General features: G+C 71.3%; 23 protein-coding genes. 14 read left to right on the top strand and 9 right to left on the bottom strand.

Annotated elements, in window-relative coordinates:
• Window positions 1–2: 2 nt before the first annotated feature.
• The 3 genes from AQJ64_RS05235 to AQJ64_RS05225 all read left to right on the top strand — a co-directional run bounded on the left by AQJ64_RS05235 (window position 3) and on the right by AQJ64_RS05225 (window position 2,488).
• The gene (locus tag AQJ64_RS05235) at window positions 3–920 is read left to right on the top strand and encodes a heme o synthase (protein WP_206189895.1); all 918 of its coding nucleotides are present in this window, start codon (window positions 3–5) and stop codon (window positions 918–920) included.
• Window positions 921–975: 55 nt separating this feature from the next.
• A complete protein-coding gene (locus tag AQJ64_RS05230; RefSeq protein ID WP_055637835.1) occupies window positions 976–1,308 on the top strand; it encodes a hypothetical protein in 333 nt (110 codons plus the stop codon).
• A 73-nt stretch (window positions 1,309–1,381) separates the two neighbouring features.
• On the top strand, window positions 1,382–2,488 hold the full coding sequence (locus tag AQJ64_RS05225; protein WP_055637834.1) for an amidohydrolase family protein: 1,107 nt from the start codon (window positions 1,382–1,384) through the stop codon (window positions 2,486–2,488).
• 3 nt (window positions 2,489–2,491) lie between these two features.
• Here the strand turns inward: AQJ64_RS05225 and AQJ64_RS05220 are convergent, their stop codons facing one another.
• The 3 genes from AQJ64_RS05220 to AQJ64_RS05210 form a co-directional block, all read right to left on the bottom strand.
• The gene (locus tag AQJ64_RS05220) at window positions 2,492–3,502 is read right to left on the bottom strand and encodes a COX15/CtaA family protein (RefSeq protein ID WP_055637833.1); all 1,011 of its coding nucleotides are present in this window, start codon (window positions 3,500–3,502) and stop codon (window positions 2,492–2,494) included.
• A gap of 47 nt (window positions 3,503–3,549) precedes the next feature.
• Window positions 3,550–4,686, bottom strand: coding sequence for a tetratricopeptide repeat protein (locus AQJ64_RS51655; RefSeq protein ID WP_055637832.1), 1,137 nt, complete (start codon window positions 4,684–4,686; stop codon window positions 3,550–3,552).
• 89 nt (window positions 4,687–4,775) lie between these two features.
• Window positions 4,776–6,308: an NB-ARC domain-containing protein gene (locus AQJ64_RS05210; RefSeq protein WP_157881134.1), complete on the bottom strand. Its 1,533-nt coding sequence runs from the start codon at window positions 6,306–6,308 to the stop codon at window positions 4,776–4,778.
• 193 nt (window positions 6,309–6,501) lie between these two features.
• Between AQJ64_RS05210 and AQJ64_RS05205 the strand changes: the two genes are divergently transcribed.
• Entirely contained in the window at window positions 6,502–7,677 is a 1,176-nt protein-coding gene (locus AQJ64_RS05205) for a glycosyltransferase family 4 protein (protein WP_055637830.1), read from the top strand.
• Here the strand turns inward: AQJ64_RS05205 and AQJ64_RS51650 are convergent.
• From AQJ64_RS51650 to AQJ64_RS05185, 4 genes are all read right to left on the bottom strand, one after another.
• Window positions 7,664–10,420 (bottom strand): glycogen debranching N-terminal domain-containing protein, encoded by a 2,757-nt coding sequence (locus tag AQJ64_RS51650; protein ID WP_059202439.1) that lies wholly within the window; start codon window positions 10,418–10,420, stop codon window positions 7,664–7,666. The genes AQJ64_RS05205 and AQJ64_RS51650 overlap by 14 nt on opposite strands.
• A gap of 90 nt (window positions 10,421–10,510) precedes the next feature.
• The gene (locus tag AQJ64_RS05195; protein WP_240512835.1) at window positions 10,511–11,227 is read right to left on the bottom strand and encodes an ABC transporter permease; all 717 of its coding nucleotides are present in this window, start codon (window positions 11,225–11,227) and stop codon (window positions 10,511–10,513) included.
• Window positions 11,228–11,277: 50 nt separating this feature from the next.
• A complete protein-coding gene (locus tag AQJ64_RS05190; protein WP_055636900.1) occupies window positions 11,278–12,201 on the bottom strand; it encodes an ABC transporter ATP-binding protein in 924 nt (307 codons plus the stop codon).
• An 89-nt stretch (window positions 12,202–12,290) separates the two neighbouring features.
• Entirely contained in the window at window positions 12,291–13,088 is a 798-nt protein-coding gene (locus AQJ64_RS05185; RefSeq protein WP_055636901.1) for an AAC(3) family N-acetyltransferase, read from the bottom strand.
• A gap of 173 nt (window positions 13,089–13,261) precedes the next feature.
• On the opposite strand from AQJ64_RS05185, the gene AQJ64_RS05180 reads away from it, so the two are divergent.
• The 8 genes from AQJ64_RS05180 to AQJ64_RS05145 are packed head-to-tail and all read left to right on the top strand — an operon-like array spanning window position 13,262 to window position 19,816.
• Entirely contained in the window at window positions 13,262–14,005 is a 744-nt protein-coding gene (locus AQJ64_RS05180; RefSeq protein WP_055636902.1) for a helix-turn-helix transcriptional regulator, read from the top strand.
• Complete coding sequence (gene sufB, locus AQJ64_RS05175; protein ID WP_055636903.1) at window positions 14,002–15,423, top strand: Fe-S cluster assembly protein SufB; 1,422 nt, start codon at window positions 14,002–14,004, stop codon at window positions 15,421–15,423. The genes AQJ64_RS05180 and sufB overlap by 4 nt, the downstream gene beginning before the upstream one ends.
• 59 nt (window positions 15,424–15,482) lie before the next feature.
• Entirely contained in the window at window positions 15,483–16,664 is a 1,182-nt protein-coding gene (gene sufD / locus AQJ64_RS05170) for a Fe-S cluster assembly protein SufD (protein WP_055636904.1), read from the top strand.
• On the top strand, window positions 16,664–16,981 hold the full coding sequence (locus AQJ64_RS05165; protein ID WP_055636905.1) for a non-heme iron oxygenase ferredoxin subunit: 318 nt from the start codon (window positions 16,664–16,666) through the stop codon (window positions 16,979–16,981). The genes sufD and AQJ64_RS05165 overlap by 1 nt, the downstream gene beginning before the upstream one ends.
• Before the next feature lie 7 nt (window positions 16,982–16,988).
• Entirely contained in the window at window positions 16,989–17,753 is a 765-nt protein-coding gene (gene sufC / locus AQJ64_RS05160; protein ID WP_055636906.1) for a Fe-S cluster assembly ATPase SufC, read from the top strand.
• A complete protein-coding gene (locus AQJ64_RS05155) occupies window positions 17,750–19,006 on the top strand; it encodes a cysteine desulfurase (protein ID WP_055636907.1) in 1,257 nt (418 codons plus the stop codon). Before sufC ends, AQJ64_RS05155 begins: the two co-directional genes overlap by 4 nt.
• 16 nt (window positions 19,007–19,022) lie before the next feature.
• On the top strand, window positions 19,023–19,487 hold the full coding sequence (sufU, locus tag AQJ64_RS05150; RefSeq protein WP_055636908.1) for a Fe-S cluster assembly sulfur transfer protein SufU: 465 nt from the start codon (window positions 19,023–19,025) through the stop codon (window positions 19,485–19,487).
• Window positions 19,484–19,816: a metal-sulfur cluster assembly factor gene (locus AQJ64_RS05145; RefSeq protein WP_055636909.1), complete on the top strand. Its 333-nt coding sequence runs from the start codon at window positions 19,484–19,486 to the stop codon at window positions 19,814–19,816. Before sufU ends, AQJ64_RS05145 begins: the two co-directional genes overlap by 4 nt.
• A gap of 88 nt (window positions 19,817–19,904) precedes the next feature.
• Here AQJ64_RS05145 and AQJ64_RS05140 read toward each other — a convergent pair whose 3' ends face one another.
• Window positions 19,905–20,789, bottom strand: a complete 885-nt coding sequence (locus AQJ64_RS05140; protein ID WP_055636910.1) for an AbfB domain-containing protein — start codon at window positions 20,787–20,789, stop codon at window positions 19,905–19,907.
• Window positions 20,790–20,989: 200 nt separating this feature from the next.
• Between AQJ64_RS05140 and AQJ64_RS05135 the strand changes: the two genes are divergently transcribed.
• Window positions 20,990–21,310: a DMT family transporter gene (locus tag AQJ64_RS05135; RefSeq protein WP_055636911.1), complete on the top strand. Its 321-nt coding sequence runs from the start codon at window positions 20,990–20,992 to the stop codon at window positions 21,308–21,310.
• On the top strand, window positions 21,310–21,882 hold the full coding sequence (locus AQJ64_RS05130) for a TetR/AcrR family transcriptional regulator (protein ID WP_059202438.1): 573 nt from the start codon (window positions 21,310–21,312) through the stop codon (window positions 21,880–21,882). The genes AQJ64_RS05135 and AQJ64_RS05130 overlap by 1 nt, the downstream gene beginning before the upstream one ends.
• Here AQJ64_RS05130 and AQJ64_RS05125 read toward each other — a convergent pair.
• A complete protein-coding gene (locus AQJ64_RS05125) occupies window positions 21,836–22,735 on the bottom strand; it encodes a winged helix-turn-helix transcriptional regulator (RefSeq protein ID WP_059202437.1) in 900 nt (299 codons plus the stop codon). The two genes, AQJ64_RS05130 and AQJ64_RS05125, sit on opposite strands and share 47 nt — an antisense overlap.
• Between the last annotated feature and the right edge of the window lie 21 nt (window positions 22,736–22,756).

The following is a 22,756-nucleotide window of genomic DNA, read 5'->3' as shown; positions in this document are numbered from 1 at the left end:
GGATGATCGGGACGAGCCAGAGCCCGAGCCGGCGGCCGCTGAGGGCCCGGGTCATGGGGTTCGTGGCGCTGACCAAGCCGCGGATCATCGAGCTGCTGCTGATCACCACCGTTCCGGTGATGTTCCTGGCGCAGCAGGGTGTGCCGGACCTCGGCCTGGTGCTGCTCACCTGCGTCGGCGGTTATCTGTCCGCGGGCGGCGCCAACGCGCTGAACATGTACATCGACCGCGACATCGACGCCCTGATGGACCGCACCTCGCAGCGGCCGCTGGTCACCGGCATGGTCTCGCCGCGCGAGTGCCTCGCCTTCGGCATCACCCTCGCCGTGGTCTCGACCCTGCTGTTCGGGTTGACCGTCAACTGGCTGTCCGCCTGGCTGTCGCTCGGAGCGCTCCTCTTCTATGTCGTCGTGTACACGATGATCCTCAAGCGGCGCACCGCGCAGAACATCGTCTGGGGCGGCATCGCCGGCTGCATGCCGGTGCTGATCGGCTGGTCGGCCGTGACGAACTCACTGTCCTGGGCCCCGCTGATCCTCTTCCTGGTCATCTTCTTCTGGACGCCGCCGCACTACTGGCCGCTGTCGATGAAGGTCCGCGAGGACTACGCGCGCGTGGGTGTCCCGATGCTGCCGGTCGTCGCCTCCAACAAGGTGGTCGCCAAGCAGATCGTCATCTACAGCTGGGTGATGGTCGTCGTCTCGCTGCTGCTGACGCCCCTCGGCTACACCGGCTGGTTCTACACGGGCGTGGCCCTCGCGGCCGGGGGCTGGTGGCTGTGGGAGGCGCACGCCCTGCAGAACCGGGCGAAGGCCGAGGCGACGGGCGGGAAGCTGAAGGAGATGCGCCTGTTCCACTGGTCCATCACCTATGTGTCGCTGCTGTTCGTCGCGGTCGCCGTGGACCCCTTCCTGAGGTGAGCGTCACTCACCCCGGCCGTCGCCGATCGATCTACCCGTCGGTAGCATCCTGACCATGGCAGACACGCAGCAGGTTGACGCGAAGGACGGGCGCCGCATCGCCCGCCTCGCCCACCAGATCAGCGCCTTCTCCAAGGAGCACGGCGGGGCCGAGGGCCAGGTCGCGTACATCGGGGAGCGCGGGGCCCGGATCGTCCTCGTCGGCGAGGACGGCGGCTGGGGCGACCTCGTGGCGCCCTCCGTGGAGATCGCCGAGAAGGCCGTGGAGAAGGCCGGCATCACGGTCCACGAGTCCTTCGACGGCGAGTTCGCGGCCAAGGTGAGGACGGGACCGTACGAATGGACCCGCATGGCCGGAATCCAGGTGGGCGGACCGAGCAACGGCTGACCGACCCAACACCTGACACCGGGTTCACCCGTTAGGACCTTCAGCGGTACGAGGTCCAGTCGCGGGAGTCCCGATGATCGAAACGCCGTCCCTGGTGGACCAGTACTGCCACGGCGTGCTCAGAACCGAGCTGGGTCTCGGCACCTTCGAGGCCCAGCTGGCCCGTACCGAGGGCCCGCCCGCCCCCGGTACGACCCTCTTCGACACCCAGACCGGGTTCGCCGTACGCCGCTGGTGCCCCCCGCTGCTCGGCCTGGAACCGCACTGCACACCCGCCCGCTATCTCGCCCGGCGGCGTGAACTCGGCGTACTGGAGTCGGGCCGCAGACTGCTGCGCGGCAGCGGCATCACGACCTACCTCGTCGACACCGGACTGCCCGGCGACCTCACCCACCCGCAGGAGCTGGCCTCCGCGGGGGCCGCCGACGCCCGGGAGATCGTCCGCCTCGAACTGCTGGCCGAGCAGGTCGCCGACACCTCCGGCACCGTCGAGGCCTTTCTCGCCAATCTCGCCGAGGCCGTCCACTCGGCCGCCGCCGGCGCCGTCGCCTTCACCTCCGTCGCCGGGGTCCGGCACGGCCTCGCCCTGGCGCCCGAACCGCCCGGCCCCGGTGAGGTGCGGGGCGCCGCGGGCCGCTGGCTGGCCGCCCGCCGCGTCGGCGGCGAGCTGCGCGACCCCGTGCTGCTACGGCACCTGCTGTGGATCGCCGTCGCCTCGGGACTGCCCCTCCAACTGCACGCCGGACTCGGCGAACCGGGCCTGCGCATCGACCGCACCGACCCCGTGCTGCTCACCGGCTTCCTCCGCGCGACCGCCGGCCTCGGCACCGACCTGATCCTGCTGCACGGCTACCCCTACCACCGCCAGGCCGCCCACCTCGCCGCCGTCTTCCCGCACGTCTACGCCGACTCCGGTGCCGCGCTCGTCCGCACCGGCGCCCGCGCCGCGACGGTCCTCGCGGAGATCCTGGAACTGGCCCCCTTCGGCAAGGTCCTGTTCTCCAGCGGGGCACAGGCGCTGCCCGAGCTGCACGTGGTCGGCGCCCGGCTGTTCCGTGAGGCCCTCGGCCGGATCCTGGGCGGCTGGGTCGCCGAGGGCGCGTGGTCCCTGACGGACGCCCAGCGGGTGGCGGGAATGGTGGCGGCGGGGAACGCCCGGCGGGTGTACGGGCTGAGCTGAACGTCAGGCGTTCGAGCGGACCGCGGCCTCCGCCACCGGACCCGGCAGACCGGCCGTCGCCGCCGGACGCTCACGCAGCGCCAGCAGCACCAGCAGCACCCAGATCCACACCAGGGCCGACCCGAGCATGTGCAGTCCCACCAGCACCTCGGGAAGGTTGGTGAAGTACTGGACGTAACCGATGACACCCTGCGCGAGCAGCACCAGGAACAGTTCCCGGGTACGGTTCAGCGGACCGCGCGGGGCGTCGACCGCCTTGAGGATGAACCACAGGGCGAAGGTCAGCGTCACCACGATCCACGCGAGCACGGCGTGCAGCTTGGCCACCGTCTCCCAGTCCAGCGGCATCCGCTCGACCTCGCTGGAGTCACCCGCGTGCGGACCCGCCCCGGTCACCACCGTGCCGACCGCGATCAGCAGCGACGAGGCGAGGACCAGGAACCACACCAGCTGCTGCACCGGCTTGCCGACCAGCGGCCGGGGCTCCCCGTCACCCTCCCGGGTGCGCTGCCACATCAGCGCGGCGACCGCGATCAGCGCCGAGGCCAGCAGGAAGTGCGCGGCGACCGTGTACGGGTTGAGGCCGACCAGCACCACGATCCCGCCGAGCACCGCGTTGCTCATCACCAGCCAGAACTGCGCCCACCCCAGCCGGGTCAGCCCCGCACGCCGCGGCTTCTCCGAGCGCGCGGCGATGATCGCCCAGCCGACGGCGGCGCACAGCACGTACGTCAGCATGCGGTTGCCGAACTCGATGGCGCCGTGGAAGCCCATCGCGCTGGTCGCGGTGAGCGAGTCGGCCGTGCACTTGGGCCAGGTCGGGCAGCCCAGACCGGAGCCCGTCAGGCGTACGGCCCCGCCGGTGACCACGATGACCACCGACATCACGAGCGCGGACAGGGCGGCCCGCTGAACCGTCCGGGGCGCCGGGGTCCAGCGTTCGGAGATGAAGGCGAGCGGGTTGCGCAGCGCTGCCACGGCGTCGGTACGGGTCACGTTCGGCACGCCCACCATCGTAGGCCGCCGCTTGTGCACGCTTTCACGAGGGTCGGCTCCCGGCGTCACGAAGGCCGGGTCTCGACGAGCGCCGGGTCCTCGCGGGTGTCGTCGGGCGGCGGCGGGGTGCCGTGCCACAGGGCCGTGGCGATGCGCTCGGCCCGGCCCAGGAAGTCCGCGGCCTCCCGCTCGTCGTCGGTGCACTCGGCGAGCCGTTCGTACACCGCCACCAGCGAGGGGTGGTCGTCGCCCAGACGGGCCCGGAAGATGCGTTCGGCCTCGCGCAGCACCACCTCCGCGCCCGCCCGGTCCCCGGCCGTCAGCAGGACCGGGCCGAGACGGGAGAGGGTCTTCGCCCGGTAGTGGTGGTCGCTGCCGTACTTCCGCGTGTAGATGCCGTGCGCCCGGTCGAACGTCTCCAGGGCCTCCACCAGCAGCCCCTGCGCGGCCTGCAACGAGCCCATCTTGTTCAGGCAGGCGGCGTACTTGTGCGGCTCGGCCTCGCTGCGGTTGTAGTGCAGCTCCAGCACGGGCTCCAGCAGCTCGGCCGCCGAGCGCAGCTTCTCCTCGCCCTGCCGGTGCAGCTCGCGCCGGCGCAGCGGATGCCAGGTGGCCCGGGCCCGCTCGCGCAGGTCCTCGGCCTGCCGGCGGCGGACGTCGGCCAGGAACTTGGCGACCTGGGACGTCTCGAAGTCCTCCAGCCCCCGGTGCTCCCGGAACACCGCGAGGGCGTCCTCCAGCATGGCCTCGGCGGTGCCCAGGTCGCCGCGGTCCTGCGCGACGATGCCCACGTCCCGCCGCAGCATCGCCTGGAACAGCACATGCTGGGCCGGCACCTGGCTGGCCCGCTGCGGGATACGGGCCTCGGCGCGGGCGTACGACTCCAGGGCGAGCGAGAGCCGGCCCGCGTTGCGGTGGATCATGCCGATCTCCTGCTCGGCGACCGCCCACTCCAGGCTCTCCCAGCCCGGCTCGTGGTCCTCCTGGGCCTCGTAGATCCGGACGGCCTCGCGGACCGCGTCCAGCGCCCCGTCGAAGAGGATCTTCTCGCGCAGGATGCCCCCGTACTGGCGGTGGCACAGCGCCTCCAGCTCGACGAACGCGGGGCCGTCGCCGGTGTGACGCCGGCACTGCACCAGCGCCTTGAGGCATTCGTCGTGCGCGTCGTCGAGGTGGGCCAGCAGATAGTGCTGCCGGGCCACCGCGAGCCGGGCCGTGACCCGGCCGAGCGCGTCCGCGCCGTCCGGGGCACCGGAGCCCTGCCGCAGCTCCGCCTCCCACTGGAAGAAGGTCAGCGCGCGCGTCCAGTTGCAGCGCTGCTCCTGGTAGACGCGACGCGGTGGAGTAACTCGATCAGCGCCCGGCGGGCCGTCCCGCGGGCGACCCGGTCGTCCGAGGCCCAGGACACCTCGGTGATCACCGCGTCGGCGTGCGGCATCAGACGCTCGCAGGCGCTGCGCACCTCCGGCTGCTCCGGCCACGCCGGGAACGCGGCCTCCACCAGCCGCACCGCGACCTGCGACCACAGGACCCGGTCGTCCTGGTCCATCCGGCTGCGGATGAACTGGCGCACCCGCGGATGCACCCCGAACGTCACCGAGCCCCTGCGCTGGTCACCGCTCACCGTGAGCAGCGAGTGCTCGACCAGCTCCCGGACCATGGGATGGAAGACCCGCTCGCTCTCCATGGCCCGCCGCAGCCCGTCCGGCAGCACCGCCCGGTGCTCGTACAGCGCGGAGTGCGGTACGTCCTCGGAGGCCAGGTAGGAGCACAGCCGCAGCAGGTTCTCCGCCTCCGGCGCCTCGCGCGAGATCCGCTCGACCGACAGCCGGAACGTCTCGAAGCCGTTCGTCGAGGTGTGCTCGGGCAGCTGGGCCAGATAGTCCTCGACGCTGATGCCCTCCCGCTCGATGTAGGCGCCGGCGGTCTCCAGGTCCAGCGGCAGCCAGCCCAGCTGCCGGCCCAGCGCGTCGAGCGACGCGTCCTCGGTGTCCTCGGCCGCGCCGTCTATGCGCAGCCGCAGGAAGGCGCGGCCCCGGGTGGGGCTGAGGCCGAGCAGCTCCAGCCGGTGCTCGGTCAGCTCGGCCCAGCCCTGGCGGACCCGGGTGGTGATCAGGATCGTGCCCCGGCACTGGTCCGACGGCAGGAACTGCTCCAGCCCGTGCGGGCCGTCGGCCGGCGGCCCGGCCCCGTCGCCGTCCGGCTGCACGTTGTCGTACACCAGCAGCCAGCCCGGGTTGTCGCGCAGCCACCCCCACAGCCGGGACAGCACCACGTACTCGCTCTCATGGGCGGGCAGGCCCAGGATGGCGGCGAGTTCGAGCAGCCGGTCGCGCAGCCGCTCGGTGCTGGTGGCGGGCAGCCACCAGGTCAGCGTGGTGGTGTCGGCCTGCGCGTGGGTGCGGGCGTGGGCCACGGCGAGCTGGGTCTTCCCGGCGCCGCCCATGCCGTGGATGACGACGATCCGCCGCGGGGCGCCCTGCTGGTCGCCGTCCGTCAGCATCTCCCGGACGCGCCCCAGTTCGGTGTCCCGGCCGGTGAAGTAGCGGGAGAGGGAGGGCAGGTTGTGCGGAGGGACGTACGGGGACTCCGTGGAGCCCGGCTCCTCGGCGGAGGATCCCGCGCCCCGCCCGAGCGAGTGCCGGGTGAAGAAGGCGGAGGCGGCGCCGAGAAGGCCCGTCACCGAGACGACGGCCCACAGCGCGGGGCCGTTCGCGTGATCGGCCACGATCGGCAGCACCGCCACCGAACCCGTCGTGGCCGTGTACAGGCCGACCAACAGCCTCTTGCCCGATCCGTCCCCGTTGTTCCTTGACGCTCCCATGGCGGCTCCCCCGTGTCACATCCCCTGCCCGCGCCGTGTGTGCGACGATTCCCGCGCCGGTCGAGGTTGAACCCCTCATTGTCCAAGGGCCATACTCCGTCTTCCATATATGTGCAGCAGAATTGTTCCTACGTCTGCGCACCTCCCAATCGCCCTCGGAGGCGGCGTGGACGCACTGTCAGAGGATCAGAGAATGCATGTGGGACTGGTGCACTGGTCCTTTCCCCCCTGCGTGGGCGGGGTGGAGACCCATCTGTGGCAGTTCTCGCGCCTGCTCGCGGCCCACGGGGTGGATGTCACGGTCTTCACCGGGACACCCGGGGCGGCGGTGCCGGGCCGGTCCGGCACCGGGGGCGAGGGCACCGTCACCATCGAGCGGCACTCGGGACTGGACCTCTCGCCGGACGCGCTCCCGGCTCCCGGGGAGCCCGGACTCACGTCCTGGTTCAGAGAGTTGATCACCCGTCGGGGGATCAGGATCGTCCACGGCCACAATCTGCACCACTTCTCGGACGCGCCGGCCCGCGCGCTCGCCGGACTCAGCGAGGAACTCGGCCTGCGGCTGCTGCACACGTACCACAGCATCTGGCACGAGGAGACGAATCCGGCGGCCGAGGCCTGCCGCGACTGGCATCTCCACTTCGCGGTCTCCGACTTCCTCAGCGAGGCCTGCACCCGGCAGCTCGGCTTCAAGGTCGAGCGCCGCTACCTGGGCATCGACACCGCGGCCTACCTCGACGTGCCCGTCTCCGGAGTGCAGGAACCAGGGATGGTGCTGCTCCCGGCGCGGCTGATCCCCGACAAGGGGGCCGAGCTGGCGATCAGGGCCGTGCACCACATCATCCAGAACCGGCCCGGACCCCGGGTGACGCCCCGGCTGGTGCTGATGCGGACCGGTGTCGAGAATACGGTCGATTTCCACGGCGAAACGGTCGGATTCCATGGAGAATTGCAGGAACTCATTAAGGAACTGAACATTCCGGAGGGGGTCGTCGAATTCACCGAGGCCGGAGTGGACCATATGCGGGCGCTCTACGAAAGAGCCTCCGTCGTGGTTTATCCGTCGATGTTCGACGAGCCCATGGGACTGGCCCCGCTGGAGGCGATGTGCGCGGCCCGGCCCGTCGTCGTCACCCGGATGGGCGGACTGGACGAGGGCATCGAGGCGGACGAGGAGATCGGCTTCCTGGTGCCCGACCGCAACGTGGCCGGACTGGCCGACCGCATCGCGCTGCTCCTCGACGATCCCGCCCGCGCCGAGGCGGTGGGACGACGCGCCCGGGAGCACGTCGTACGCCACTTCGATCTGCGGCGGTTCTATCTGGAACCGATGCTCGACCTGTATCGGGAGCAGCTCAGCCCGTCGTGACGGCCCAGCCCTTCGGCAGCCCCGACACCCCGCTGCGGCCCTCCCGGTCCACCCGGACGGAGAGCTCCTGGCCGGCCAGCCGCAGCCCCGACACATGCAGCGGACCGAACGGCGTCGGCCGTACGCGCAACGTCCGGCGCCCCGCGTCCGGCCGCAGCCCCAGCAGCGCCGCCAGCACCGCCACGCCCGACGCCGCCGACCAGCCCTGCGGCCGGCACGCCGCCGGATAGGCGAGCGGGGCGGGGGAGCCCTCCGTGCGGGCGTCCCCGCCGTACAGCTCCGGCATCCGGTGGGCGAAGTGGGCGGCCGCCTCCAGGAGGCCGTCGGCGAGCTGGGCGGCCTCGGCGGCGCACCCCGCCGCGCACAGTCCCTGGATCGCGATCGCCGTGTCATGGGTCCACACGGAACCGCCGTGGTAGCTCATCGGATTGAAGCCGGGCAGCGCGGCCGAGCGGCTGCGCAGACCCCACCCGGAGTTCAGCTCCGGGGCGGCCAGCCAGGCCGCGACGTCCCGGCAGCCCCGCGGGTCGAGGATCCCGGTGGACAGCAGCTGGCCCATGTTGGACGCCGGCCCGCTGACCGGGTCGAGGCCGCGGCCGACCGCGATCGCCACATAGCGGGGGGCGGGACCCTCGGGCGAGTCCAGCCAGAACGCGTCCGAGAAGCGTTTGCGCAGCCCGGTGGCCCACAGCCGCAACCGTTCCGCGTCCTCCTTGCGGGCCCGGGCCGCCAGCAGCTCGGCCAGTCCGGTCGCCGCCTGGTAGGCATACCCCTGCACCTCGCACAGCGCCAGCGGCGGCTCGATACGGCGGCCCGCCGCGTCCCGCACCGCGTCCTCGCTGTCCTTCCACGACTGGTGGCGCAGCCCGCCCGGACGCGGGTAATAGCGCAGCAGTCCGTCCTCGTCCCCGGCGCTCGTCTCCAGCACCCACTCCATCGCGCGTTCGGCGTACGGCAGCAGCGCCGCCACGTCCTCCTCCGGCAGACCCCAGTGCCAGGCCTCCACCAGCAGGGTCACGAACAGCGGGGTCGCGTCGACCGAGCCGTAGTAGCGCGAGGGCAGCCGCAGCCCGTGGCCGTGTTCGGCGTCGGCGGGGCGCAGCTCGTGCAGGATCCGGCCCGGCGCCTCCTCGCGGAACACGTCGTGGGCCGTGCCCTGGCGGCGGGCCAGCGCCCACAGGGTGCCGCGGGCCAGACCGGTGCCGAGCGGCAGCATCATCCGCGCCGACCAGATCGAGTCCCGCCCGAACAGCGCCAGGTACCAGGGGCAGCCCGCCGCGATGAACTGGTCCTCGGGGCCGTCGGGCGCGGTGCGCTCGGGGTCCGCGAGCCGCAGGGCCCCCAGGTCGCCGAGGCCGCGGCGGACCAGGGCGACGAGCCGCCGGTCGCCGCGCACCACCGGCTCGCTCCAGGGCGCCCCGGTGCTCGGGGCCCCCGGATGCCCGGGCGGGGCGGGGACCGCGCCACCGTCGACCGTCAGCCTGAGCTGCCGGCTCTCGCCGGGCCGCAACAGAAGCCGGGGCCAGGTGAAGGTGCCGCCCTCGGGCCCGTCGGTGACACCGGGCGGGTCGACCGGACGGTGGCCGGCCGAGCCACCAGCCGCGCCGGGCCGGCTGCCGGGGTTCCCGTGCCGGTTGCCGGGGTTGCCGGGGTTGCCGGGGTTGCCGGGGTTGCCGGGAGTTCCTTGCCGGTTGCCGGTGTTGCCGGGCGGACCGTCGGGGTTGCGGGGGTTACCGGGTGGATTGTCCGGGTCGCGGGGGTTGCCGGGCGGACCGTCGGGGGCGCCGGTCCGCCCGTCGGGGGTGCCGGTCCGGCCGTCGGGGGCGCCCGGCCCGCGGTCCGGCTTCAGGGTGCTGGTCCTGAGGTCCGGTTCCGGGGCGCCCGGCCTGTGGTCCGGCATCGCGGCGCTGGTCCTGTGGGCTGGCTCCGGGGTGCCGACCCTGCGGTCCGGTTCATGGGCGCCCCTCCCGCCGTCCGGCTGAGCGGTGCCGGTCCCGTGGTCCGGCTGAGTGGTGCCGGTCCCGCGGTTCGGTTGAGTGGTGTCGGTCCCGTGGTCCGGTTGAGTGGTGTCGGTCCCGTGGTTCGGTTGAGTGGTGTCGGTCCCGTGGTTCGGTTGAGTGGTGTCGGTCCCGTGGTTCGGTTGAGTGGTGTCGGTCCCGTGGTCCGGCTCAGGGGTGCTGGTCCCGCCGTCCGGTTCCAGGGCGCGTGCCGGGGCTTCCGGGGCGGTTGCGCGGACCTCTGCCCGGCCCGTCGGTGTTTCCCACACCAGCCCGCGGCCGGCGGCGTCGGCGGTGCACCGTACCGGCGGACCGGTCCGGCCGCGCTTGACCTCGGCGATGTCCGCCAGATCCGTGGCGAGCGCCAGCTCCACATGGAGGAGCCGGGAGACCGTACCGACGTTGCGCAGCAGGATGCTCTCGCCCCGGCCGGCCGTGCGCACCCGCTCGATGATCACGGTCGGGTCGTCCGTGCGGTCGGCCGGATAGCGGTGCACGGAGGTGAACCGCACCTGGTCCGGCCCGAGGGGCTGCACACCGATCGGCTCCGGCTCACGGCGGTCGATCAGCAGACAGGCCGTGTGCAGCAGCCTGCGGTCATGGCCGTAGAAGCCCTCCGCCTGCAGACCGCGCAGCTGCCCGTCCCGGGGCGAGGCGGCGAAGGCCGGGGCCGCGACGCAGATCACCACGTCGTGCAGAAGGGGTTGCAGCGCACGCACACCCGAGGAATCCGCGGACTCGTACACGGGGCGTCTCTTCCCCCTTCGCCCGCGCGTCACTCTCACGGCCTACCGTGCCGGACACATCAGGGACCGGATCCGGCCCCATCCACTGCCTCACTCCCAGCGGAAGAACCGCCCGGCCGCCGCGAGCCCCGCCACCGCCCACACCGCCAGGATCCCCAGATCCCCCCACGGCATGCCCGCGCCGTGCTGGAGGACGTCGCGCAGGCCGTCGGAGAGGGCCGAGATCGGCAGCAGGCCGAGGACGTCCTGGGCGGCGGGCGGGAACTTGTCCAACGGGACGATGACCCCGCCGCCCACGAGCAGCAGCAGGAAGACCAGGTTGGCGGCGGCCAGGGTCGCCTCCGCCTTCAGGGTGCCCGCCATCAGCAGACCGAGGCCGGAGAAGGCCGCCGTGCCGAGGACGAGGAGGAGCAGTACGGCGAGCGGGCCGCCGTGCGGGTCCCAGCCCAGCGCGAAGGCGATCACCGTCAGCAGGATCACCTGGAGGACCTCGGTGACCAGCACGGACGCGGTCTTCGCCGCCATCAGCGCCCAGCGGGGGAGCGGGGAGGACGCGAGGCGCTTCAGGACGCCGTAGCGGCGCTCGAAGCCCGTCGCGATGGCCTGGCCCGTGAAGGCCGTGGACATGACGGCCAGGGCGAGGATGCCGGGGGTGAGGAAGTCCACCGCCTCGCCCGCGCCGGTGTCCACGATGTCCACGCTGCCGAACAGCACCAGCAGCAGCGTCGGGATCACCACGGTGAGCAGCAGCTGCTCGCCGTTGCGCAGGAGCATCTTCGTCTCCAGTGCCGCCTGCGCCGCGATCATGCGGGGGAGCGGGGCCGCGCCGGGCCGGGGGGTGTAGGTGCCGGTGGCGGTCACGAGCGCAGCTCCTTGCCGGTCAGTTCCAGGAAGACGTCCTCCAGGGTGTGGCGCTCGACCGAGATCCGGTCCGGCATCACCCCGTGCTGCGCGCACCACGAGGTGACCGTGGCCAGCAGCTGCGGGTCGATCTTGCCCACCACCCGGTACGAGCCCGGCGTCAGCTCGGCCGCGGAGGAGTCGGCGGGCAGCGCCTTGAGCAGGGAGGCGACGTCCAGGCCGGGGCGGCCGCTGAAGCGCAGGGTGTTCTCGGCCCCGCCGCGGCACAGTTCCTCGGGGGAGCCGTGGACGACGACCCGGCCCGCGTCGATGATCGCCACGTCGTCGGCGAGCTGCTCGGCCTCGTCCATGTGGTGCGTGGTGAGGATGACCGAGACGCCGTCCGCGCGCAGGTCCCGTACCAGGTCCCAGGTGGCGCGGCGGGCCTGCGGGTCGAGACCGGCGGTGGGCTCGTCCAGGAAGACCAGTTCCGGGCGGCCGACGACCGCCATCGCCAGCGCGAGCCGCTGCTGCTGGCCGCCGGAGAGCCGGCGGTACGCCGTCCGGCCGCAGGAGCCGAGCCCGAGCCGCTCGATCAGCGCGTGCACGTCCAGCGGATGCGCGTGCAGCCTGGCCACGTGCCGCAGCATCTCGTCGGCCCGCGCCCCCGAGTACACGCCCCCGGACTGGAGCATCACCCCGATCCGGGGCCGCAGCTCGGAGGCCTGTCCGACCGGGTCGAGGCCGAGCACGCGGACGGTGCCGGAGTCCGCCCCGCGGTACCCCTCGCAGATCTCGATCGTGGTCGTCTTGCCGGCGCCGTTGGGTCCGAGGACGGCGGTGACGCCCGCCCGGGCCGTCAGCTCCAGGCCGTCCACCGCGGTCTTCGTCCCGTACCGCTTCACCAGGGCCTGGACCCGGACGACAGGCTCAGTTCGCATGGCTCCAGAGTCTAGGTTCGCCGCCGGGCGCTCCGACCGCCGGGTACGGGAACCCGGCCGAAAGCGACCGCGCGCCGGGCGGCCGGAGGTCAGAACTCCTCCTCGCGCGGGCGGTGCAGCGCCAGCCAGCGCTCGGCGTAGGCGACCGCGTCCGCGACCGGGAACAGCCGTACGTCGGCGGCGCCCGCCTTCCCCCGGACGACGGGCCGGTCCCGTTCGAAGTCGTGCCCCAGCTCGTCGAACCGGTCGGAGTCGATCGACACCTCGGTCACGGTCTCCCACCCGTGCAGGCCGGGCCGGCCGACCTCCACCAGCGGGGCGGCGATCCGGTACTCGGCGAGGTGGAAGCTGGTGCAGGTGGCGTACCCGGCCCCGAGCAGCAGCACCCGTGCCCCCAGCCGCTCCAGCCGGGCCAGCGGACTGCGCTCGCCCAGCCGGCAGTCGGGGGCGTGCCCCTCGACGATCTCCGCGGCCCGTGCCCCGAGCGCCGCGAACGAGGTCTGCGGATGGGCGCTGCGCAGCGCCCCGGGCCAGGTGCGCACGGTCTCCGGGATCACCCCGAGCCCCCGGCTGGGGGTGATGAGGGGGTCGTAGGCGGGCATGGTGGCGCGGATCGTGTCCCACCACTCGCGCGGCACCGGCGGGCGGCTCCACTCCGCCGGATCGGACAGGTCGCCGGTCTGCGTCGGGACGACGAGCGTGCCGTCCGGCCCCAGGGCGTCCCGAAGTGCCTGGACCACCGCGACGGGGCCTCCGCAGACCCAGCCGAGGGAGCTGAGGGAGGAGTGGACGAGGAGGATTTCTCCCGGTTCGACACCCAGGTCCCGCAGCTGCGCCGCCAGGGTCTCCCGGGTGACAAGTGGGCCGGTCGGAGGGGGTGTGGGCATGGTGGTGCAGTGTCCCTGTCACGGGCCGTCGGAGCCACTGGTTTAATCGGGGCTTTGATCGATCAGTGATCGTTTCCGCAGGTCAGATTAGGTATACCTAAGTGACGCAGGGCACCGCCGGCCGGAGCGGGCGCGGCTTGCCTGCTCTCGAGGAATTACGCAACAATGGCGTTGTGAAAAACGTCGGCGAGGCTCGGGAGACCCCTGCGGGGACCCCCCATGAGGAGCTCGCGGCCGGGATGCGCTCGGACCGTTCCACGCGCAACCGGGTCGCGCGATCCATCCTGGACCACGGGCCGTCCACCGTCGCGGAGCTGGCCGACCGGCTGGGGCTCACCCCCGCCGCCGTCCGCCGCCACCTCGACGCGCTGGCCGCCGACGACGTCGTACAGCCCCGCGAGCAGCGGGTCTACGGAGCGCGCACCCGAGGCCGGCCGGCGAAGGTCTTCGCCCTCACCGACTGCGGCCGGGACGCCTTCGACCAGTCCTACGACACCCTCGCCGCCGACGCCCTGCGCTGGATCCAGCAGCAGTTCGGCGGGGACGAGGCCGTCGTCGCCTTCGCCCGCGCGCGGATCGCCGAGCAGGCCGGCGCCTACCGCGAGGCCATCGAGGCCGCCGCCCCCGAGGAGCGCACCGAAGCCCTCGCCAAGGCCCTGAGCGCGGACGGGTACGCTGCTACGGCGCGCAGCGCACCGGTCGGCGAGCAGCTGTGCCAGCACCACTGCCCGGTCGCCCACGTGGCGGAGAAGTTCCCACAGCTCTGCGAGGCCGAGACCGAGGTCTTCTCCAAGCTGCTCGGAACGCACGTCCAGCGACTGGCCACCATCGCCCACGGCGACGGGGTCTGCACGACGTTCATCCCCAAGATTTCCCACAACGCATCTGCAAGCACGGCCGGGAGGAACCCCGCATGACTCTCCCCACGGAGACTGCCCACCCCGAACTCGAGGGCCTGGGCAAGTACGAATACGGCTGGGCCGACTCCGACACCGCCGGTGCCTCTGCGCGGCGCGGCATCAACGAGGAGGTCGTCACCGACATCTCCTCGAAGAAGTCCGAGCCGGAGTGGATGACCAAGCTCCGTCTCAAGGGCCTGAAGCTCTTCGAGAAGAAGCCCATGCCGAACTGGGGCTCCGACCTCTCCGGCATCGACTTCGACAACATCAAGTACTTCGTGCGCTCCACGGAGAAGCAGGCGGAGTCCTGGGAGGACCTGCCCGAGGACATCAAGAACACCTACGACAAGCTGGGCATCCCGGAGGCCGAGAAGCAGCGCCTCGTCGCCGGTGTCGCCGCCCAGTACGAGTCGGAGGTCGTCTACCACCAGATCCGCGAGGACCTGGAGGAGCAGGGCGTCATCTTCCTCGACACCGACACCGCCCTGAAGGAGCACCCGGAGCTCTTCAAGGAGTACTTCGGCACCGTCATCCCCGCCGGTGACAACAAGTTCGCCGCGCTGAACACGGCCGTGTGGTCCGGCGGCTCCTTCATCTACGTGCCGAAGGGCGTGCACGTCGAGATCCCGCTCCAGGCCTACTTCCGGATCAACACGGAGAACATGGGCCAGTTCGAGCGGACCCTGATCATCGTCGACGAGGGTGCCTACGTGCACTACGTCGAGGGCTGTACGGCCCCGATCTACAAGTCGGACTCCCTGCACAGCGCGGTCGTCGAGATCATCGTCAAGAAGAACGCCCGCTGCCGCTACACGACCATCCAGAACTGGTCGAACAACGTCTACAACCTGGTCACCAAGCGCGCCGTCGCCTACGAGGGCGCCACCATGGAGTGGATCGACGGCAACATCGGCTCCAAGGTGACGATGAAGTACCCCGCCGTCTACCTCATGGGCGAGCACGCCAAGGGCGAGACCCTCTCCATCGCCTTCGCGGGCGAGGGCCAGCACCAGGACGCCGGCTCCAAGATGGTCCACATGGCGCCGAACACCTCCTCCAACATCGTCTCCAAGTCGGTGGCGCGGGGCGGCGGCCGTACCTCCTACCGCGGTCTCGTCGAGATCGGCGAGGGCGCCCACGGCTCCAAGTCCAACGTGCTGTGCGACGCGCTGCTCGTCGACACCATCTCCCGCTCGGACACCTACCCGTACGTGGACGTCCGCGAGGACGACGTGTCCATGGGCCACGAGGCGACCGTCTCCAAGGTCTCCGAGGACCAGCTCTTCTACCTGATGAGCCGCGGTCTCTCCGAGTTCGAGGCGATGGCGATGATCGTGCGCGGCTTCGTCGAGCCCATCGCGAAGGAGCTGCCGATGGAGTACGCGCTGGAGCTCAACCGGCTGATCGAGCTGCAGATGGAAGGCGCGGTCGGCTAACCACCGCTCCGCCCCCCATCAAGCCCCTTACGTAACGGAAAGCGAGCATTACGACAGCCATGGCTGAGGCTCAGAACATCCCGGTGGGGTCCACCACCGCCGGCGCGATCGCGGTCGCCGCCGAGTCGACCGTCGCCACGCGCATGAGCGCGCCCCCGTCCTTCGACGTCGCGGACTTCCCGGTCCCGCACGGCCGCGAGGAGGAGTGGCGGTTCACCCCGCTGGAGCGCCTGCGCGGTCTGCACGACGGCACCGCCGTCGCGTCCGGCGAGGGCGTCAAGGTCGCCGTCGAGGCCCCCGAGGGCGTCACCGTCGAGACCGTCGACCGCGACGACCCGCGCCTCGGCAAGGCGGGCACCCCGGTGGACCGGATCGCCGCCCAGGCCTACTCGGCGTTCGAGAAGGCCGGCGTGATCACCGTCCCCAAGGAGACGGTCCTCACCGAGCCCATCCGCATCGCGGTGCACGGCGAGGGCGGGGTCTCCTTCGGCCACCAGGTGATCCGGCTCGGGGCCTTCGCCGAGGCCGTCGTCGTCATCGACCACACCGGTGACGCGGTCCTCGCCGCCAACGTCGACTACGTCCTGGGCGACGGCGCCAAGCTCACCGTCGTCTCCGTCCAGGACTGGGACGACAAGGCCGTGCACGTGGCCCAGCACAACGCCCTCGTCGGCCGCGACGCCTCCTTCAAGTCGGTCGTCGTCACCTTCGGCGGCGACGTCGTACGCCTGCACCCGCGCGTCGCCTACGCCGGCACCGGCGCCGAGGCCGAGCTGTTCGGCCTGTACTTCACCGACGCCGGCCAGCACCAGGAGCACCGCCTGCTGGTCGACCACAACCTCCCGCACTGCAAGTCCCACGTCGTCTACAAGGGCGCCCTCCAGGGCGACGCCGCGCACGCGGTGTGGATCGGTGACGTGCTGATCGAGGCCAAGGCCGAGGGCACCGACACCTACGAGATGAACCGCAACCTGGTCCTCACGGACGGCGCGCGCGTCGACTCGGTGCCGAACCTGGAGATCGAGACCGGTGAGATCGTCGGCGCCGGCCACGCCTCCGCCACCGGCCGCTTCGACGACGAGCAGCTCTTCTACCTGATGGCCCGCGGCATCCCGGCCGACGAGGCCCGCCGCCTGGTGGTCCGCGGCTTCTTCGCCGAACTGGTCCAGCAGATCGGCGTCCCGGACATCGAGGAGCGCCTGCTCGCGAAGATCGAGGCCGAGCTGGAGGCCACGGTCTGATGGCCTTCGTACGCGCCTGCGGACTCGGCGAGCTGGAGGACGACACCCCGAAGCGGGTGGAACTCGACGGCACGCCGGTCTCGGTCGTCCGTACCGAGGGAGAGGTGTTCGCCATTCACGACATCTGCTCCCACGCGAACGTCTCGCTCTCCGAGGGCGAGGTGGAGGACTGCCAGATCGAGTGCTGGCTGCACGGCTCCGCGTTCGACCTCCGCACCGGCAAGCCGTCCGGCCTTCCCGCGACGCGCCCCGTCCCCGTATACCCCGTCAAGATCGAAGGGGACGACGTGCTCGTCTCCCTCACCCAGGAGTCCTGAGGCCACCATGGCAACGCTTGAAATCCGAGACCTGCACGTCACCGTCGAGGCCGACAACGCCACGAAGGAGATCCTCAAGGGCGTCGACCTCACCGTGAAGCAGGGCGAGACGCACGCCATCATGGGCCCCAACGGCTCCGGCAAGTCGACCCTGGCCTACTCCCTCGCGGGCCACCCGAAGTACACGATCACCGGCGGCACCGTGCTGCTCGACGGCGAGGACGTCCTGGAGATGTCCGTCGACGAGCGCGCCCGCGCGGGCCTGTTCCTGGCGATGCAGTACCCGGTCGAGGTTCCCGGCGTCTCGGTCTCCAACTTCCTGCGCACCTCCGCCACCGCCATCCGCGGCGAGGCCCCCAAGCTGCGCACCTGGGTGAAGGAGGTCAAGGAGGCCATGGAGCGCCTCAACATGGACCCCTCCTTCGCCGAGCGCAACGTCAACGAGGGCTTCTCCGGCGGTGAGAAGAAGCGCCACGAGATCCTCCAGCTCGAACTGCTCAAGCCGAAGGTCGCGATCCTCGACGAGACGGACTCCGGTCTGGACGTCGACGCCCTCCGGATCGTGTCGGAGGGTGTGAACCGCGTCCGCGAGTCGGGCGAGGTCGGCACCCTGCTGATCACCCACTACACGCGCATCCTGCGCTACATCAAGCCCGACCACGTCCACGTGTTCGCCGCCGGCAAGATCGTCGAGTCGGGTGGCCCCGAGCTCGCCGACAAGCTGGAGGCCGAGGGCTACGAGGCATACACGAAGGGTGGCGCATCCGAGTGACACAGCTGCCGGGCCTCCTCGACACCGAGGCGATCCGTAAGGACTTCCCCGTCCTGGACCGGCTGGTCCACGACGACAAGAAGCTCGTGTACCTGGACAACGCGGCGACCTCGCAGAAGCCGCGCCAGGTGCTGGACGCCCTGAGCGAGTACTACGAGCGCTACAACGCCAACGTCCACCGCGGTGTGCATGTGCTCGCCGAGGAGGCCACGGCGCTGTACGAGGGCGCGCGCGACAAGGTCGCCGCGTTCATCAACGCGCCCAGCCGCGACGAGGTGATCTTCACCAAGAACGCCTCGGAATCGCTGAACCTCGTGGCGAACATGCTCGGCTGGGCCGACGAGCCCTACCGGGTGGACCGCGAGACCGAGATCGTCATCACCGAGATGGAGCACCACTCCAACATCGTGCCGTGGCAGCTGCTCGCGCAGCGCACGGGCGCGAAGCTGAAGTGGTTCGGCCTCACGGACGACGGCCGCCTCGACCTCTCCAACATCGAGGAGATCATCACGGAGAAGACGAAGATCGTCTCCTTCGTCCTGGTCTCGAACATCCTCGGTACGGTCAACCCGGTCGAGGCGATAGTGCGCCGCGCCCAGGAGGTCGGCGCGCTGGTCTGCATCGACGCCTCCCAGGCCGCGCCGCACATGCCCCTGGACGTCCAGGCCCTCCAGGCCGACTTCGTGGCCTTCACCGGCCACAAGATGTGCGGCCCGACCGGCATCGGTGTGCTCTGGGGCCGCCAGGAACTCCTGGAGGACCTGCCCCCGTTCCTCGGCGGCGGCGAGATGATCGAGACGGTGTCGATGCACTCGTCGACGTACGCTCCCGCCCCGCACAAGTTCGAGGCGGGCACCCCGCCGATCGCCCAGGCGGTCGGTCTCGGCGCGGCGATCGACTACCTCAACGCCATCGGCATGGACAAGATCCTCGCCCATGAGCACGCGCTGACGGAGTACGCCGTCCGCCGCCTGGCGGAGGTCCCGGACCTGAGGATCATCGGCCCCACCACGGCCGAGGACCGGGGCGCGGCGATCTCCTTCACGCTCGGCGACATCCACCCGCACGACGTGGGCCAGGTGCTGGACGAGCAGGGCATAGCGGTCCGCGTCGGCCACCACTGCGCCCGCCCGGTCTGTCTCCGGTACGGGATTCCCGCGACCACGCGAGCGTCGTTCTATCTGTACTCCACGCCGGCCGAGATCGACGCACTGGTCGACGGCCTGGAGCACGTACGGAACTTCTTCGGCTGAGGGGCGTGCTGAAACCGTGAAGCTGGACTCGATGTACCAGGAAGTCATCCTGGACCACTACAAGCACCCGCACGGGCGTGGTCTGCGGGACGGCGACGCCGAGGTGCACCACGTCAACCCCACGTGCGGTGACGAGATCACCCTGCGGGTGAAGTACGACGGCACGAAGATCGAGGACGTCTCCTACGAGGGCCAGGGCTGCTCCATCAGCCAGGCCAGCGCGTCCGTCCTCAACGACCTCCTGGTCGGCAAGGACGTGTCCGAGGCGCAGAAGATCCAGGAGACCTTCCTGGAGCTGATGCAGTCCAAGGGCCGGATCGAGCCCGACGACGCGATGGAGGAGGTGCTGGAGGACGCGGTCGCGTTCGCCGGTGTCTCCAAGTACCCGGCCCGGGTCAAGTGCGCCCTCCTGAGCTGGATGGCGTGGAAGGACGCGACGGCCCAGGCTCTGGGCGGAGACGCCGAAAGGAAGACGGCATGAGCGACACCGTGGAGATGAAGCCGGCCTCCGAGGAGGAGGTCCGCGAGGCCCTGTACGACGTCGTCGACCCCGAGCTGGGCATCGACGTCGTCAACCTGGGCCTCATCTACGGCATCCACATCGACGACGCGAACATCGCGACGATCGACATGACCCTGACCTCCGCGGCCTGCCCGCTGACGGACGTCATCGAGGACCAGGCCAAGTCCGCCACGGACGGCCTCGTCAACGAACTCCGCATCAACTGGGTCTGGATGCCCCCGTGGGGCCCCGACAAGATCACGGACGACGGCCGCGAGCAGCTGCGCGCGCTCGGCTTCAACGTCTGAGATCACCGACGTCCGAGATCACCTGCCGGAAACGGCGAAGTGGCGGCATCCCTCCCGGGGTGCCGCCACTCGCGTTTCTCCGGCTGCCTCAGCCCAGTCCGGCCACGAACCGGAACGCCGAGTCGGCGCGGTACAGGTCGCTGTTCTGGTACGTGTCGAGGCGGATCTGGAAGTCCTTGTGGCGCAGGTAGCGGCCCGGGTAGTTCACCGACTCCAGCATGACGGCGCCGGAGTAGGAGGAGGGGCGGGCGCAGAAGGTGGCGTCCTGCTTGAACAGGGAGGAGCCGTCGTAGCCGTCGGCGCGCAGCACGAAGTTGCGGTGCCGCAGATACCGGCCGTCGTCCGTCTTGAAGGAGTAACAGGAGCTGTCCGTCAGCCCCTTGACCACGGTGAACGTGGAGTCCTCGCGGGACTCCGAGCCGCGCAGCGGGTCGAGCTTCACCAGACCACTGCTCAGATGCCAGTAGCGGTCCGGGTAGTTGACCGACCGCACCGACCGCTCGTAGCTGGTCGGCGTGGGCTCGGAGGGCTTCTTGGTCGGCGACGCCGAGGCCTTGCCCGAGGTGTGCGGCGAGGGGCTGGCGTTGTCTTCCGCCCCGGCGGTCGGCGAGGCCTCCCCGGCCGCCGAGGGCGAGGAGGAGACGGACGCGGAGGGGCTGTCGGAGCCCTCGGCGCCCTGGTGGCCGCCTGCCGTCGAGGAGATGACGCCGCTGGCGGAGACCGACGGCGTGGCGAACGAGATCAGCCCGTCCGAGTTCGGGTCGCCGGACAGCGCCCGCCCCTCACGTGCTTCCGAACTCCCGTCGGAATTCCGGTCGTTGACCGCGATCGCGGTCACGCAGGCGACGACGGTGGCCACGGCGAGTCCGCCGGCCAGCCAGAGCCGTCGGGTTCCGGGAGCCCGGGAGGTGTCCGGGGCCCAGCCGTTCTCCCACGGTTGCTCCTGGGGCGGCCGGGACTTGTTTTCTGGCATGCGCTAGTTCCTCCAGCGGCGCTGCTGACGGCGGCCGCGGCTGCGATGGCCCGGTGTATGAACGGTGAAACAGTAGTGGACGCCGTGGCTCACGTTCAGCCGTTTGGGTGAGCGCTTTCGATAACGCTTTCGTAGCTGTTCGCGCGCTGCATGCGTACGTCCGTACATATCACCCCGATTCGTTGTGTACGCTCGTACACATGGGATACCTGACGCTCTCCGGAGCCATCGCCGCCGAGGTCGCCGCGACGACCGCCATGAAGTACAGCGAGGGCTTCAGCAGGCTCTGGCCCACTCTCCTGACGACGGTGGGCTACGCCGTCTCCTTCCTCCTCCTCTCCCAGACCCTGAAGTCGGTGGGGATCGGCACGGCGTACGCGATCTGGTCCGGCGCGGGCACCGCGACCATCGCCGTCCTCGGTCTCGCCCTCTTCGGTGAGTCCCTCACCCTCACCAAGATCGCCGGAATCGTGCTGATCATCGGCGGAGTGGTGGTCCTGAACCTCGGCGGTGCGCACTGATGGCCCGCCGCTACGACCCCGAGCGCCGCCAGCGGATCATCGACGCGGCGATCCGCGTGGTCGGCCGCAAGGGCCTGGCCGGCCTCACCCACCGCTCGGTGGCGGCCGAGGCGGACGTCCCCCTGGGCTCCACCACGTACCACTTCACCACCCTCGACGACCTGATGACGGCCGCCCTGCGCCAGGCCAACGAGGGCTTCGCCAAGGCGGTCGCGGCCCGCGGCGCCCTGTCGGACCCGCAGGCCGACCTGCCCACCGAACTCGCGGCCTGGCTCGGCGCCTGGCTGGCCGGCGACCGCACCGGCGTGGAGCTGGAGTACGAGCTCTACCTGGCCGCCCTGCGCCGCCCCGCCCTGCGCCCGGTGGCGGCCGAGTGGGCCGACGCGATGGCCGCCCTCCTGGCCCCCCGCACCGACCCGCTGACGGCCCGCGCCCTGGTGGCCCTCATGGACGGCATCTGCCTCCAGGTCCTCCTCACCGACACCCCCTACGACGAGGAGTACGCCCGAGAGGCCCTCGCGCGCCTCATTCCCCCGTCGCCGTCCCCGCCCCCAGCCGCCGCACCACACTGAGCGCGGCCTCCACGCTCCCCGCCACGTCGGTCACCGGATACTGCACGTCCCGCACCACCCGCTCCCGGTCCACGACCAAGGTCAGCCGCTTCAGCCGAGTGGCGCCGGCCGCCCGGAACGTGGGCAGCCGCAGGGCCCCGATGAACGACAACTCCGCATCGGACAGCAGCGGAAACCCGAGCCCCTCCTTCTCGGAGAACTCCCGCTGCTCGTCGGCCCGTTGGGTCGACACCCCCCGCACGGCACCTCCCGCCTCCCGGAACTCCCCCCTCCGGTCCCGGTACGTGCACGACTCCAACGTGCATCCCGCGGTTCCCGGAATGTCGGCCCACCCGGGCGGATAGGACGCCCCCCGGGCGTAGGCCCCCGGAAAGCAGTACAGAACGGTGTACGGCATCCCCCCGTCCACCGGATCCCGCGGCTCCCCCCGGTCGTCGACCAGCCGAAGCCCGGGCAACCGGGTCCCCAGGAGGGCATGCACCCGCCGCCCCTCGGCGGACGCCTCCTCACCCGTGGCCGTGGTCGCCCCGTCCCCCAGCACCCACGCGTCCCCCCAGTCCTGAAGGGCCACCAGTACCGGCAGCAGCGCACGCCCCCTCGGGGTGAGCCGGTACTCGTAGCGCACGGGCCGCTCCTGGTACGGCACCCGCACCAGCACCTCGGCCTCCACCAGCAGCCGCAGCCGCTCGGTCAGCACCTTCCGGGACAGACCGAGTTCACGTTGCAGCGCGTCGAACCGATGCACCCCGCGCGCCGCGTCCCGCACGATCAGCAGCGTCCACCAGTCACCCACGACGTCCAGGGCCTGCGCGATCGCGCAGGTGGAGTCCTCGAGGCTCGTCCTGCGGGCCATGACAGGCCTCCCTTCTCCATT

Origin of the sequence: Streptomyces griseoruber (assembly GCF_001514205.1) — a bacterium.
Classification (GTDB): Bacteria; Actinomycetota; Actinomycetes; order Streptomycetales; family Streptomycetaceae; genus Streptomyces; species Streptomyces griseoruber.
This window is presented reverse-complemented; position numbering and strand designations above follow the sequence as displayed.

Bases quoted from the DNA above. Each gene is read 5' to 3' on its own strand.
- AQJ64_RS05130 (WP_059202438.1), top strand. From the start codon at position 21,310: ATGGCCCGCCGCTACGACCCCGAGCGCCGCCAGCGGATCATCGACGCG.
- AQJ64_RS05185 (WP_055636901.1), bottom strand. From the start codon at position 13,088: ATGCCCACACCCCCTCCGACCGGCCCACTTGTCACCCGGGAGACCCTG.
- AQJ64_RS05165 (WP_055636905.1), top strand. From the start codon at position 16,664: ATGGCCTTCGTACGCGCCTGCGGACTCGGCGAGCTGGAGGACGACACC.
- sufB (WP_055636903.1), top strand. From the start codon at position 14,002: ATGACTCTCCCCACGGAGACTGCCCACCCCGAACTCGAGGGCCTGGGC.
- AQJ64_RS05145 (WP_055636909.1), top strand. From the start codon at position 19,484: ATGAGCGACACCGTGGAGATGAAGCCGGCCTCCGAGGAGGAGGTCCGC.
- AQJ64_RS05205 (WP_055637830.1), top strand. From the start codon at position 6,502: ATGCATGTGGGACTGGTGCACTGGTCCTTTCCCCCCTGCGTGGGCGGG.
- AQJ64_RS05140 (WP_055636910.1), bottom strand. From the start codon at position 20,789: ATGCCAGAAAACAAGTCCCGGCCGCCCCAGGAGCAACCGTGGGAGAAC.
- AQJ64_RS05210 (WP_157881134.1), bottom strand. From the start codon at position 6,308: ATGGGAGCGTCAAGGAACAACGGGGACGGATCGGGCAAGAGGCTGTTG.
- AQJ64_RS05135 (WP_055636911.1), top strand. From the start codon at position 20,990: ATGGGATACCTGACGCTCTCCGGAGCCATCGCCGCCGAGGTCGCCGCG.
- AQJ64_RS05230 (WP_055637835.1), top strand. From the start codon at position 976: ATGGCAGACACGCAGCAGGTTGACGCGAAGGACGGGCGCCGCATCGCC.
- AQJ64_RS05125 (WP_059202437.1), bottom strand. From the start codon at position 22,735: ATGGCCCGCAGGACGAGCCTCGAGGACTCCACCTGCGCGATCGCGCAG.
- AQJ64_RS05235 (WP_206189895.1), top strand. From the start codon at position 3: ATGATCGGGACGAGCCAGAGCCCGAGCCGGCGGCCGCTGAGGGCCCGG.
- sufD (WP_055636904.1), top strand. From the start codon at position 15,483: ATGGCTGAGGCTCAGAACATCCCGGTGGGGTCCACCACCGCCGGCGCG.
- AQJ64_RS05195 (WP_240512835.1), bottom strand. From the start codon at position 11,227: ATGATCGCGGCGCAGGCGGCACTGGAGACGAAGATGCTCCTGCGCAAC.
- AQJ64_RS05225 (WP_055637834.1), top strand. From the start codon at position 1,382: ATGATCGAAACGCCGTCCCTGGTGGACCAGTACTGCCACGGCGTGCTC.
- AQJ64_RS05220 (WP_055637833.1), bottom strand. From the start codon at position 3,502: ATGGTGGGCGTGCCGAACGTGACCCGTACCGACGCCGTGGCAGCGCTG.
- sufC (WP_055636906.1), top strand. From the start codon at position 16,989: ATGGCAACGCTTGAAATCCGAGACCTGCACGTCACCGTCGAGGCCGAC.
- AQJ64_RS05190 (WP_055636900.1), bottom strand. From the start codon at position 12,201: ATGCGAACTGAGCCTGTCGTCCGGGTCCAGGCCCTGGTGAAGCGGTAC.